Source organism: Vibrio hippocampi (assembly GCF_921292975.1).
In the GTDB taxonomy this organism is placed as follows: domain Bacteria; phylum Pseudomonadota; class Gammaproteobacteria; order Enterobacterales; family Vibrionaceae; genus Vibrio; species Vibrio hippocampi.
The window spans coordinates 1451370-1465470 of the sequence record NZ_CAKLCM010000002.1 but is presented as its reverse complement, the minus strand read 5'-3'; the positions used below and the strand labels follow the sequence as shown (position 1 = coordinate 1465470).

Genomic DNA, 14101 nt, shown 5'->3' with positions numbered 1-14101 from the left:
TAGGTAATCAAACAGGGGATCAGTAGGATATTTAGCAACAAAAACGCCTGTCTTGGTGTTTGACAGGCGTTTATTGTTGAATTTGATAATGCAGAGCGTTTAAATTACGCGTTGAAAATCTGTCTAAATTCAGACGCTGATAGGTGATATTGACGCGGGCAGTTTCTCCATGTCACTAGCATACGGCGGTATTTGTCTAGCATTGGAGTCTGGCTGTTAAAGTGATGATCCGCTTTGTCGAATTGGGTGTACAGACCTTCAGAATCCACCAAGAAACGAACGTAATGGACCCGTTGCGCTTCGGTTGCGATATCAAAACCTAGGAATTGTAGGCGGCGTTGGTCAACGTCTTTGCGATCGGTTTCAGACAGCATTTTGTTAGACTCTTGCATTGCGTGGTACATCTCCATGATGTCGATGATTTCACGACACTCATCTTCTACCAAGCAGCCAAACTCTTTGTTCATTTCGCGCATTTGCAGCTCGTAACCACGCTCTACAATGGTTTGTAGACGTTCGTACTTTGCTGCATTTTCTGGCGTTAGTTTCGCCATCAAATAGTATTGGTTCGAAAGGATAAGACGTTGAGCGTTAGTCATTTCCATGTTTGGTTAGCCTCACTAAATATCAATTATTTTAATTTAAACTTAACTTGTTGCACCAATGACCGTGACTCTAGTAGCAATTTATTGTTTTAGCCTAGAGCGGTTGGGTGGGTGGATTTACAGCGCAGTGCTTACTCACCAAGATGGGCAACAGATTAACAGTTTTTGTATGACAAGTAACTTGATCTCAATACAGATTTGATACAAAAAACGCACATCTCTGTGCGTTTTGTTAATGTTTGCAGTGGTTTAGCATCAAAAGGTTAATATTTAACCGTATCGGTGTATTGCAGCAAGATAGACTTGATGTTTTCCATCACCTCTTTTGACGGTGGATTAACCCCTTCTAATGGGTAGTCAAAGCCCAGCGCTTCCCATTTATGTGCGCCGAGTTTGTGATAGGGCAAGAGTTCCACTTTCTCGATGTTGTCCATATCTTTGATAAATTCGCCCAGCATATGTGCTGCTTCCGGCTCATCGGTATAGCCAGGAACGACGACGTATCGAATCCAGGTTTTTTGACCGATTTTGTGCAGGTAGCGAGCGAAATCAAGCACGCGACGGTTAGAAACGCCGATGAAATCTTGGTGGATTTCATCTTTCATATGTTTTAGATCGAGCATGACCAGATCGGTGGCTTCAAGGACTTCATCAACAACATCCGTGTGTTTACGAATGTAGCCATTGGTGTCCAAACACGTGTGGATGCCTTCGGCTTGTGCGGCGCGGAAGAAGTCACGTACAAACTCAGGTTGCAGCATCGCTTCACCGCCGGAACAAGTCACACCGCCGCCTGATGCGTTCATAAAGTGACGGTAGGATTTTGCTTCGGTGATGAGCTCTTCAACGGTGATCTCTTTGCCGTCATGAGTGTCCCATGTGTCGCGGTTGTGGCAGTATTTGCAACGCATTAAACAGCCTTGCATAAACACAATAAAGCGAATACCAGGACCGTCTACAGTACCGCAGGACTCGAAAGAATGGATGCGACCAGTTATCGACATATGCTTTCTCTTATAGTTTTTAAGTCTGTGCGTATTCTATTACAGAATAGACGATTTAAGTAGTGGCACACGGGCATTTGCAACGGGAAAGCGTGAATTAATACGTCGATCATTGTCAATGATTTCTGCTCTGCGAGATGAACCTTCCTATCGCGAGTTGCGCTAGTGCTTCAAGCGCTAGAAACGGTAAAAAATAGCCATCGAGGCATTGGCAGCGAAGCTGTCTTGGCTCTGTTGGTAATCATTGGTCTTAACGGCAAAAGAGAAACTCCCGCCCCACGATTGGTTATACTTTGCTATCCCCACAACGACAGTGGCTTGCCAAGTTTCCAGCGTAACGGCGGGTAAGTCCTTTGGTCTGTCGCCATCAATGGTGATATCGTTAAATCGCACTCGTGCTTCTAAGCCTGAGAATAGGAACAGACCGGAACTGTTGCCATTCAACATTCTTGCATCAAAGGGCATTTCGTTGTTGATGCTGGCAGAGCCAAAGCTATTGCTGAGATCATTGCCCCAACGCCACAATATACCGGACGCAAGTTCACTACGATAATTGCCTGCGACAATGCGACTGCTGTTACTGATCTCGTGTTGTGCGGTGCGGGTTGCTTGTTCGCTGCGATACAACTTGTAGTCACCCTTGTAGCTGAAAGCAAATACCCACTTATCTTCAATCTGCGTATCCCAGCCTTTTGAGTTGACTGAATCAAATAGCTTATGAAAGTGGATTTGGGTGTTTTCTGCGTAGGAGCGCTCACCCGTTGTTCCGAATAGCATCGAATAACTATGTGCGATTTTAGGCGTTGATTCAGTCAATGAAAAATCAACATAGAGCAGACCGGCATAAGGGCGTTCGTTTTTTAAAGTGGTGGCGGCCCCCAGCGTTTTTGGAGTCCACATTTTTTGTCCGATTTCCACGCCCCATTTAAGAGCATGACTGTTAGGTTCGCTCCAAAACCGGTGGGGGAGCGCAGACCTAATAGGATGATCATTGTCTATGTTTTGCCCATAACGGATAGCAAAGCCGTTGGTGTAGTCTTCATCGGTGCCGGTGACCCAGTCGTTATCCATGTTGATTGAGATGGCGCTTTTAGCGTGGCTTGGCGTCGCTCCCAAGATAGCTAAGCTGGTGAACAAAGTCGTGATGAAGGCTGTTCGATATTTTACGATCCGCTGCATACTTCATACCTCTTTAATACGGCGAGAGACATTGAAAGTATCTCTAATAAAGATTATGGACACGCAAAGTAAGAAAGCGAATATTGTTATCGGAAGGTTAATGAATTTTTACTAATAGCCACTTCGCTTTACCTATCAGACGAAGTTTTAAACAGCTGAGGATAGAATCCAGAAAACAAAAAAGGATGACCGAAGCCATCCTTTTATATCAACCTAGTACCTAGTACCTAGTACCTAGTACCTAACACTATTAAATCTATTATAAAGATTCAGTGAACGTACGTGCGATTACGTCAGCTTGTTGCTCTGCAGTTAGAGAGTTAAAGCGAACAGCGTAACCAGATACACGGATTGTTAGCTGAGGGTATTTCTCAGGGTGCTTAACTGCGTCTTCTAGAGTTTCGCGGTTAAGAACGTTCACGTTTAGGTGTTGACCACCTTCAACGCCAGTTTCATGGTGGAAGTAACCATCCATTAGACCCGCTAGGTTAGCGCGTTGGTTATCTTCTTCTTTACCTAGTGCGTTTGGAACGATAGAGAAAGTATAAGAGATACCATCTTTAGCGTGTGCAAACGGTAGTTTACCTACAGAAGTCAAAGACGCAACTGCACCTTTTTCGTCACGACCGTGCATTGGGTTTGCACCTGGTGCGAATGGAGCGCCAGCGCGACGACCGTCAGGTGTGTTACCTGTCTTCTTACCGTATACCACGTTTGAAGTGATAGTAAGGATAGACTGAGTAGGAACCGCATCACGGTAAGTCTTAAGCTGACGGATCTTGTTCATGAACACTTCAACAAGTTCACAAGCGATGTCATCTACGCGTGCATCGTTGTTACCGAATTTCGGATAGTCACCTTCGATTTCGAAGTCAACGGCAACACCGTCTTCGTCACGAACTGGTTTAACTGTTGCGTACTTGATTGCAGATAGAGAGTCAGCTGCAACAGATAGACCTGCGATACCACAAGCCATTGTACGACGAACGTCACGATCGTGTAGAGCCATTAGCGCAGCTTCATAGCTGTACTTGTCGTGCATGAAGTGGATGCTGTTTAGCGCAGTCACATACTGCTTAGCTAGCCAATCCATGAAGTGATCTAGCTTGCCCCAAACGTCATCGAAGTCTAGAGTTTCATCTAGGATCTTAGGCATTTGTGGACCAACTTGGATCTTCAGTTTCTCATCCACACCACCGTTGATTACATAAAGTAGTGTTTTAGCAAGGTTTGCACGAGCGCCGAAGAATTGCATGTGTTTACCAATGATCATTGGCGATACACAACATGCGATTGCATAGTCATCAGACTCGAAGTCTGGACGCATTAGATCATCGTTTTCGTACTGGATAGAAGAAGTATCGATAGATACTTTTGCACAGAAACGCTTGAAGCCGTCAGGTAGCTGCTCAGACCAAAGTACAGTGATGTTTGGCTCTGGAGAAGGACCCATAGTGTATAGAGAGTTAAGGAAACGGAAGTTAGAACGCGTAACTAGCGTACGTCCGTCAAGACCCATACCACCCATAGATTCTGTTGCCCAGATTGGGTCGCCAGAGAATAGGTCATCGTACTCAGGAGTACGTAGGAAACGAACCATACGTAGCTTCATTACGAAGTGGTCGATCATTTCCTGAGCGTCAACTTCAGTGATCTTACCTGCTGCGATATCACGTTCGATATACACGTCTAGGAAAGTAGAAGTACGACCCAGAGACATAGCGGCGCCGTTTTGAGACTTAACTGCTGCTAGGTAACCGAAGTAAGTCCACTGAATTGCTTCTTGCGCAGTTTCAGCAGGACGAGAAATGTCGTAACCGTAAGACTCTGCCATTTTCTTCATTTGGCCAAGTGCACGGTGTTGCTCTGCAATTTCTTCACGAAGTTGCATTGTCATTTGAAGATCTTCGCCATTCTCAAAACGTGCTTGTAGCGACGTGAATTGAGCAAGCTTGTCCTTCATTAGGAAGTCGATACCGTATAGTGCAACACGACGGTAGTCACCGATGATACGACCACGACCGTATGCATCAGGAAGACCAGTTAGAACACCAGACTTACGGCACGCTAGGATATCAGGCGTGTAGATGTCGAAAACACCAGCATTGTGCGTTTTACGGTATTCTGAGTAGATCTTTTTAACTTGAGGATCAAGTTCACGATCGTACGCTTTGCAAGAACCTTCAACCATACGGATACCACCGTTTGGAATTAGGGCACGCTTAAGAGGAGCGTCAGTCTGTAGACCAACGATAGTCTCTAGATCTTTTTCGATATAGCCAGCATCATGAGAAGTGATGGTAGAAATAACAGAAGTATCGAAATCAACAGGAGCATGAGTAGAGTTCTCTTGCTTGATACCTTCCATTACTTTCGCCCAAAGCTTGTTAGTCGCTTCAGTACCTTCAGAAACTAGGAAAGATTCGTCGCCCTCATAAGGAGCATAGTTTTTCTGGATGAAATCACGAACGTTAACTTCGTTTTGCCACTCACCTGCAGCAAAACCTTCCCACGCTTTAGCAAATTGCTCTGCCATGACATACCTACCTTTTTAGTAGAAAAAACACGCACTGTTCATACGGATGATTAGATGTTGCATCCACTAGAAGCAGTACAATTGAATAAAAATATCAATAACCCATAATTCAATAACATTTATGGCTGGCTATAGATATTGCCACTCTCTAGTTGAATTTCAAGACTACACTAAAAAAAAATTGTAAAACTTAAACTAAATCAACAAAACTTAAAATAAATAATAAAAAAGGGGTAGTGATAAGCTTACCACTACCCAATTTTGTTTGCTTTATTATAGGAAAGCTGGGATGCCGTATTGGCCTTCTAGCATACCTACTGCAAGCATTGCTACCAGACAGATGATAAACACGCCGACTGGGATGATAATCTTATCTACAAAAGATAGACGAGAAGCACGCTCTTTGTCACCAATCAGACCATTATTATCTAGGAACATGGTTAGTGCCCATGCTAGAACAGGGTTTGTTACGATTGAAGCGAAGATACAGATCCCTGCTGCTTGTGAATCTTTGCTGTCTCTCACCATCTGCATACCAGCTTCAAGTAGCGGCAGCGATACACCAACAAGTAGCGCAACACGCATTACTGGTGGCCATACAGCAACATCCATTGGGAAACCAAGGATCGCAACGATGATACAGAGCGAACCAAGCAAAATCGCACCCGCTGGAATTGGACGCTTAGCGATTGCCGCTGGGATCATATAAGTACCCCAAGAAGACGTGATGTTACCACCACCTACTGCTGTACCAACCATTTGACGTACAGAACACATAGTCATCGTGTCATCTACGTCCATAAGCACTTTTTCAGTCTTACGTGGGTAGTTTAGCTCTTGGAAGATACGGTGACCAAGGAAGTCAGGTGACCACATAGCAACAGCAAGAATCGCGAATGGTAAAGAAGCGATGAAGTGTTCAACGTTTGGTAGACCAAGCATCCAACCTTCTTCTGTGCTACCCCACCAGTAAACTGGGTTTAGGTTTGGAATCCCCATTTCTGTTTCGAATTTGATGTCGAAACCAGCACCAAGTACTAACGCCAGCGCGAGACCGGTAAATGCACAAACTGGGATTGCCAACCAACGCATGTTTACTTTTGCAAGGAAAGCGTAGATACCAACAGTCACACCAAGTACAAGAAGACCGACATAACCCATGCTACCCGCAGCAACATCAGCAGACTGTAGACCAACCGCCCAATCTTGAATTGAGCCGATCTGGCTCATCGTTCCCGTCAAGCCAAGGAAGATAAGTAATCCCCCCGCAGTACCTTCCGAGGTAAGGTTGACCAGTTTGGAACCCCCTTTAAGGAAACTTAGGATCAGACCGAAAACACCGATCAAAATTGCAAGGGCAAGAGGGTGAGCACCGGCAAGGGCGATAGTACCGATAAGAGGAATCATCGGACCGTGGTTACCGGCTAAGTTAGCTTTAGGGTTAATAAAGCCAGAAGCAAGAATACAGAAAAGAAGAGCAGGGATAAGCATTTCAACTCGAGCAACCTCGATAGCGAAATCCTTACCTAATTCGACGTGAGGCCAAGCGGCGGTTAGACCTTCTGCCCAAGACATCATTACCGCTGAGTACATCGCGATAATACCAATAGTACCGGCAAGTGCTGGAACTAGATCTTCCAATTCAAAACGGAAATCACGACCCGGTAGGTTTAAACCGTAACGGCGTGGTTTCATGATTTGAAGTTCATGGTCTAGGTATTCAGAACGGCTGGCAAACTCAGATGTTGGACGGTGTAGCTCATTATAGCTCTTAGTCTCGATATCCGAATCAGAGTGCGCTTTGTTAACTGCGTCTGACATAGATTCCTCGTATAAAAATTTTATGGTTGAAGTCGTTTGGCTGATATAACGGTATTTTGCACTTAAAACAAATGTCGACACTAGCACGTAGGTTGCGTGTTTAAGCATAGACAAAAATGAACCCGTTTAGGCGAAATATTCGTGCTATATCATTGGTGGCAAAGAGTCTAGCAAGCTAACGTAATAGCTTGATTGATCTCGATCACTTTACGAAAAAATGTGAAAGAAAACTACATCAGATGTTTGAAATAGCGCACTTCATTAACAAATGTTGTAAATAGCTTTCAGTAATATTTATTTACACCAGTTTGAATTTTGTTACCTACGTCACAGGCAAAGACCGTCAACCCTTCATTCGTCACCAGTGACATAAAACTGGCACAAAGCTTGCGATACCCTGTCTATAGCGCATTAAATATGTTTATTAACGCATTTAAGTGGCAAAGCTTTGCCGCATTGAGAATTCAATTAGGAAAATAGCATGAAAAAAGCAGTAATTTTGCCACTTGTTGCGGCGATTTCTGGGGTGTTAGTCGGCTGTAATAGCAGTAGTGGTGGCAGTAGTGGTGGTTCAACAACGAAGTTTACTCTTAGCTTCGCTACGCCAAACTACGTAACAGACAGTTCAACCAGCTGCACGATTTACAAGCAAAGCAGTGATGCGAATGGCAATGAACAATACTTAACTTACAATTCAGCATCAAACGATGTTGCTAGCCAGTATATCGTCGGTTATATCTCCGATGCAGACGGTGTGCGTCAAGGGGAATATCTTGTTCCATCATCCGCCAGCCTTAGCTTTACCCTAGAATCTATTCCAGAGGATGGCAGCTTTACCTTGCAAGAGTTTAGATATGGAAACAAAGATATTCTAGCGACTACCTTTAGTAAGTCGTTCCTAGAAGATGAGTCACTTCGTAGTGTGACTTTCGGTATGGATAAAGATGCGGGTACTGGTAGCTGCATTGCAGGTAACAATTACCAAGAAGTGAGTTTAACGGATCTTAAATATACCAATGGCACTTCTTCCACTGGTAACTACTTCTTTGTTTCTCAGGTCGATGAGCTTGAAAGCTATAATAGTGAACTTGAATCGACGGCGCCTTTGGCGGCAGTCAGTGGGGAACCCACGGTAATTCTACAATACAACACAGATGGCGATATCAACCAGTTTGGTGTCGGTAGTTGGGGTTCGTCGTCGATCCTTATGGAACAAGCAAGCACTACCACTTTCATTAATAATTACTCAACCAACACTTATAGTCATCTCGATCTGTTGCTGCACAGTGATGGCTACGCTTATACCGCTAATAGTTATGACAATTCAGTCACCCAAACGACAATGCCGAATGATACACGCGGTTCAGAAACTTGGGCTTATTCAGTGGATCTTGATGATGTGAATGGATGGTCATTGCAGTACGGTAACGCATTAGTGTTAGGTGATGATATGGCGATTCGTGTGGATGAATTGTTTGATACGACTAATTTACCGTTAGAAAGCGAACTGCCAACGGTGACCTCTAATGGTGATACTGTTGATATTGCAGTCAATCTTGACGTAGATGATGAATTAGGCTTCCAACGTATCGCGTATAAAACAAGCTATACAGAGGGCGTAAACAGCTATACGGTGACGCATAAACTTTACAGTGACGTTGACAGTAGTGTCACTGTTCCTGTGTTGTACTATGGCAGCACTATTTCAGATAGTGTTGCAGCAAACCTATTACCGTCAACGGCATCATCGTTCAATCGCGCTATTTATATCCAAGAAGACGAAACAACCTTGATTGACGCCAGTGTCTTTATGGCACAATTTGCGCACGGTGATTCCATCGATACCGAGCTTGCGCTGGATATCGACGGTCTACTGGCTAGCCAAATTGAGCAAGATTCTAATGCGATCACTATCAGCGAGCAGCACCATATCCAAGTGCAGCGCTTTGATTAAGCAAAGTGAACTGTTTTGACAACAAAGCCTCTCTACTGAGAGGCTTTGTTGTTTTATAACCTTGCTGTTTTGATGTTTTTTTATATCTACTAATTTGATTTTAATGACTTAATTAAAGTCATTGTCTGAATAAGCTAGGTTAGTAGATATAAAAAAGAGGACCACACAGGTCCTCTTTTACAAATAACAATAACCACTAGCTAGTGATTACCAGTATACGCGGTAACCAACAGCGTACATAGTTTGACTGTCTACAGTCTTTGGTTCAATAGATACACCAGAGTCTTTGTTAGTATAGCCAAGAGTTGTACCGTCACCGTAACCGAATTCAACGTAGATACGAGACCAGTCGTTGAAGTGGTAGTCAGTACCTACATAGATAAGTGTACCGTCGTCTTCACCACCCGTTAGCTTAGCTGCATTGTTCTTAACGTACTCGAAACCAGCATAAGCGGTTGCGTTGTCTTGCCAATCATAAGTTGCCGCAAGAGCAAATGCGTCTTCAGTGACTTTTGTCTTTGAAAGAGCGTTAGAGAAATCCATCTCAGCACGGTAGTAAGTACCTTGTAGGTAAACTTTGTCGAAAGTATAGCCAAGAGACGTAGTATAAGCAGTTGTCTCAAGCTCCGAGACTAAGCCTTGTGCTTGTTCGCCAGCCAAACCTAAAACTACATCGAAGTCACCAAATACAGCAGTACCAAACAATTCAAACAGTTCAGGTTGAGAATTGTCTTCGTCAAGACCGTAAGAAGCATGGAAAGAGTAAGTATCAGCAGTGTAGTCATATTTAACTAGGCTGCTGTGCTTAGAGTCGCTGATTGGAGTATAACGAATTGCTGTACCACCGAAGAAGTATGAAAAATCTGCGCCGTACATGTCTTCTTGAAGTGTCCATTGTTGACCAAGAGAGACTTTACCCCAGTCACCGCCGAAACCAGCATAGTGTAGACGACTAGTTAGTGATTCACCCCACCCGTCGCCTTCGAGACCAAACTCATAAAGACCGTGAACGTAGAAATCTTCGTTTACGTCGTATTGTGCTTTAACACCTGCACGTGAAGAACCAGCGCCAAGAGTGACATCTTTGTCTTCAGCTTTTTCAATTTCCGTACGTAGTTGACCATAAAAATCAACCACACCATCTTTTGTTTTGTAGATCTCTAGTGCTTGTGCATTCGCAACTAGAAGACAAGGTACAATCACTGCTAAAAGTTTTTTGTTCATATAACGCATCCAATTCTTTTTTGATTATGTCGTGTTCCCATAACACGGTCTGCCTGATTTGGCAGACGGATTGGATGCTAACAATGACTGTTTGACAGACCTACAAAATGATAAATATTAAATGTTTCAGCGATCAGGTTTTTTTAGGTTTTTATAGGTAACTTTATGATTGTGAGGTGTTAATTTTAATTATGTGCAAATAGCCGATATTTAGGTGGCGGCAGAGGTAAATGTGTGAGGAGGGAATAAATGAAAGCAATAAAAAAGAGGGTCGCAGTGGGACCCTCTTTTAGAAATGAGATTTACGAGCGTCTGGTGATTACCAGTATACGCGGTAACCTACAGCGTAGAAGCTTTCGCCATCAGCTGTTTCGATGCCAACAGAGTTTTCAGAGTCTTTGTTGGTGTAACCAAGCGTCTCGCCGTCTGCATAACCGTATTCAACATATAGACGTGACCAATCATTTAGGTGGTAGTCCGTACCAACGTAGATGATCGTGCTGTCGAATTCATCAAGAGTCTCAACATCGTACGTTACATATTCGTAACCAGCGTAAGCTGTTGCGTTGTCTGCCCATGCGTAAGTTGCTGCAACACCGAATGCGTTTTCAGAGATATCTAGACCACCTAGGTCAATATCTGAATAGTAGTAAGTACCTTGCAGATACACTTTGTCCATTGTGTAACCAACAGACGCTGTATAAGCCATAGTATCAAGACCAAGCGTGAAACTCTCTACAGAATTGTCATCATCTTCATCGTAATCAGGGTTATCGACTGAAGTGAAACCAGATTCTGATGCTACACCAGCAATGAAGTCAAAGTTACCCGCAGTGGCAGTTGCGAATAGTTCAAATAGTTCTGGAGCCGAGTCGTTTTCATCTAGGCCGTATGATGCAGCGATAGAAAATGCGTCTGCGTCGTAGTTATACTTGATTAAGTTGCTGTGTACACCGCCACTGATTGGAGTGTAACGAATAACAGAACCGCCGTAGAAGTATGACCAATCTGCGCCGTAGAAGTCATCTTGAAGTGTCCATTGTTGACCAAGAGAAACCTTACCCCAGCTACCGCCGAAACCAGCAATATGTAGACGACCAGTTAGTGACTCACCGTACTCGCCACCTGGAGTGCCGAACTCGTACTTACCGTGTACGTAAAGGTCTTCGTTCACATCATACTTAGCAGAAACTCCAGCACGAGAAGAACCCGCGCCTAGAGTTGCGTCAGCGTCTTCTGATTTTTTAAGTTCTGTACGTAGTTGACCGTAAAAATCAACTGAACCTGCATCTGTCTTATAAAGTTCAACTGCTTGAGCAGAAGTTGCGAATAGGGCTGGAATAGCCACCGCTAAAAGTGTTTTTTTCATAATAGTCCTAGTTTTATATTAAAACATTAAATCCTTGTTTTATATTTTTACCTAGTGATAAACACTAAGTTGCAAGAATCCTATCAATAGAAATAAACGTTCGCAATAGGAAAATTTAGGTGTTTGATAAATATTAACCTCAACACAAAAGCTTTGATATTCACCTGTTTGATATTGTTTTAGTTGTGAGTGGTTAATAAATAAACAATAACGAGAGCGTTAACAATGTCCCAATGAGATTTTATTAATGAAATTATTAATTGGATGGGTAGTTTTTGAAACATTGTATTTAATAATGTTTATTTTACGAAGCTTTGTCCTGTTACGGGTCTCTGCACCAGCGTTGGGTGTTGTATGGTAACTAATGGGGCATTGGCAGGTAATTGCGATCAAAGTCTCAAAATTAAAATTTGGCGTAAAATGTTATAGTTTTGTATAAAAAAGTAGCGATTTAGACTTTTTTAGTGAAACGTCTGGTCCGATAACTGGGGTTTAAAGGTGGGGTGTTTGTGATCTATCTCTAATTTGTGGACGTAACAATGGGGACCGACTACTTTAAAAGTGAACTTTGTTGAGTAGTCCAAACTAGGAGGTCTGCTATGAAAAAGGTACTTGTTACCCTTGGAACGGTGTTCGCAATGACTGTTATCAACGCACCGGTGCTTGCACAATCAGGACATGCAACTCAAGACGTTGCTTCAAACAGTTCTAAATCACTACAAATAAGCGTTAGTGGTGATAGCAATGACAGGCAACAATGTATGCTCAAGAAAAGAAGAGGACAAGCGTTGCCCGCTTACTGCTCTTTATATTAACGGAACTTACTTGAGCAGCAATATAAATTCTAGGATAGAAATATTGATAGGTATGCATATTAATGCGTACCTTTTTTTTGTTTTCGCATTAGTCTCTGGACGTTATACGGCTACAAAAAACGATGATGTATAAATATCGCACACCAAATATTGGATGGTTATTTAATCAACATTATGTTTTCAGCGGCAATGGCACGAGTGGAGTATTTCGTATAGCAAACGGTTACGGTTTGGACTAAAGCAGAATAACGTGAAGGTAGCAGGATGACGTAAAGGTAGATTGACGATTTTTTGGTCTAACAACGCATCATCTCGGCTACTTTGTGATCAAATGTAAAGCCTCACTAGATGTACAAATGATTAATTAGTCTGACTTATGGAGTATAAGTAACATTAATTGCCATCTGACCGCCTCTCATCGACAGAAATCACTGTAATTTGCCATGTTTTTGCAACAATATCTTCGACTGTCTGTTATGTTTACATACAACAGGTTACGTGATACTTATGCATAAAAAGTTATATTAATTGCGAAAAATCTAGCTGATGCGCTTTGTGTGTGCATAAAAAAACGAAATTTAATTCTACTTAATGTGGTTTTGCTAGGTTAAAGGTATGTTGCAAGCTTCAGTTTCTAATGCTAGCGTTTGTGTTTGCATTGATGCTGGCAGGAAGCCAAATCGCAATAAAATCAGTCTCAAGGAGTAGCAGCGCATGAGTGATGTACCCGCGCTAGACATAAAAAATCTGCACAAAACGTTCGGACAGAACGAGGTACTAAAAGGGATCTCACTAGAAGCACACAAAGGAGATGTGGTCTCCATCATTGGTTCTTCTGGTTCTGGGAAAAGCACTTTTCTACGCTGTATCAACTTACTAGAAACCCCAACGTCTGGAGAAATCTGGGTCAATGGCGAACTTATTCAGATGAAGAATAACCGCTTGGGTGAAGCCATTCCTGCCAATGAGAAACAAGTCCAACGTATTCGTTCGCGCCTCGCCATGGTATTTCAAGGTTTCAATCTCTGGTCTCATTTAACCGTGTTACAAAATGTCATTGAAGCACCGGTACACGTTTTGGGCGTTCCCAAGGCACAAGCGATAGAAAATGCGGAACTGCTGCTAAAGAAAGTCGGTCTTTACGAGCGCAAAGATTATTACCCGGGACACCTCTCCGGAGGACAACAGCAACGCGCTGCAATCGCTCGTGCACTTGCCGTTGACCCAGAGGTTATGCTGTTCGATGAACCCACTTCTGCTTTAGATCCTGAATTAGTCGGTGAAGTGTTAGGGGTGATGCGTGATTTGGCGGAAGAGGGGCGCACCATGCTCGTTGTGACTCATGAAATGGCATTTGCACGAGACGTCTCTAACCATGTGATGTTTTTACATCAAGGATTGGTTGAAGAGCAAGGTGACCCAGCTCAGTTATTCACTAACCCTGAGTCCGAACGTCTACAGCAATTTATCTCTTCAATTTATTAACACAGCAAATTTTTAACGCCGTTGCTAACTTAAAGCAATGACTGAGTTAAGGCAGTGGTTGAGTTGAAGCATAGTTAAGCTGACGCATAGCTAAGTTGAAACATAGTTA

General features: G+C 43.1%; 10 protein-coding genes. 3 read left to right on the top strand and 7 right to left on the bottom strand.

The window, feature by feature from the left end; genetic code table 11:
- Positions 1–104: 104 nt before the first annotated feature.
- From L9Q39_RS08910 to L9Q39_RS08890, 5 genes are all read right to left on the bottom strand, one after another.
- Positions 105–605, bottom strand: a complete 501-nt coding sequence (locus L9Q39_RS08910) for a YfbU family protein (protein WP_237484734.1) — start codon at positions 603–605, stop codon at positions 105–107.
- Between the two features lie 263 nt (positions 606–868).
- Positions 869–1609 carry a pyruvate formate lyase 1-activating protein gene (pflA, locus tag L9Q39_RS08905; protein WP_237484733.1) on the bottom strand — a complete coding sequence of 247 codons (741 nt, stop codon included), beginning with the start codon at positions 1607–1609 and terminating at the stop codon, positions 869–871.
- A gap of 177 nt (positions 1610–1786) precedes the next feature.
- On the bottom strand, positions 1787–2788 hold the full coding sequence (locus tag L9Q39_RS08900; protein ID WP_237484732.1) for a lipid A deacylase LpxR family protein: 1002 nt from the start codon (positions 2786–2788) through the stop codon (positions 1787–1789).
- A 259-nt stretch (positions 2789–3047) separates the two neighbouring features.
- Positions 3048–5324 carry a formate C-acetyltransferase gene (gene pflB, locus L9Q39_RS08895; RefSeq protein ID WP_237484731.1) on the bottom strand — a complete coding sequence of 759 codons (2277 nt, stop codon included), beginning with the start codon at positions 5322–5324 and terminating at the stop codon, positions 3048–3050.
- A 273-nt stretch (positions 5325–5597) separates the two neighbouring features.
- A complete protein-coding gene (locus L9Q39_RS08890) occupies positions 5598–7145 on the bottom strand; it encodes a DUF3360 family protein (protein WP_237484730.1) in 1548 nt (515 codons plus the stop codon).
- 481 nt (positions 7146–7626) lie between these two features.
- On the opposite strand from L9Q39_RS08890, the gene L9Q39_RS08885 reads away from it, so the two are divergent.
- Positions 7627–9099: a hypothetical protein gene (locus tag L9Q39_RS08885; protein ID WP_237484729.1), complete on the top strand. Its 1473-nt coding sequence runs from the start codon at positions 7627–7629 to the stop codon at positions 9097–9099.
- Between the two features lie 207 nt (positions 9100–9306).
- Here L9Q39_RS08885 and L9Q39_RS08880 read toward each other — a convergent pair whose 3' ends face one another.
- A complete protein-coding gene (locus tag L9Q39_RS08880) occupies positions 9307–10323 on the bottom strand; it encodes a porin (RefSeq protein WP_237484728.1) in 1017 nt (338 codons plus the stop codon).
- 319 nt (positions 10324–10642) lie between these two features.
- On the bottom strand, positions 10643–11692 hold the full coding sequence (locus L9Q39_RS08875) for a porin (protein ID WP_237484727.1): 1050 nt from the start codon (positions 11690–11692) through the stop codon (positions 10643–10645).
- Between the two features lie 599 nt (positions 11693–12291).
- Between L9Q39_RS08875 and L9Q39_RS08870 the strand changes: the two genes are divergently transcribed.
- Together L9Q39_RS08870 and L9Q39_RS08865 are read left to right on the top strand one after the other, a co-directional pair.
- Positions 12292–12507, top strand: a complete 216-nt coding sequence (locus tag L9Q39_RS08870) for a hypothetical protein (protein ID WP_237484726.1) — start codon at positions 12292–12294, stop codon at positions 12505–12507.
- 714 nt (positions 12508–13221) lie between these two features.
- A complete protein-coding gene (locus L9Q39_RS08865; RefSeq protein WP_237484725.1) occupies positions 13222–13992 on the top strand; it encodes an ABC transporter ATP-binding protein in 771 nt (256 codons plus the stop codon).
- The last annotated feature ends 109 nt before the right edge of the window (positions 13993–14101 follow it).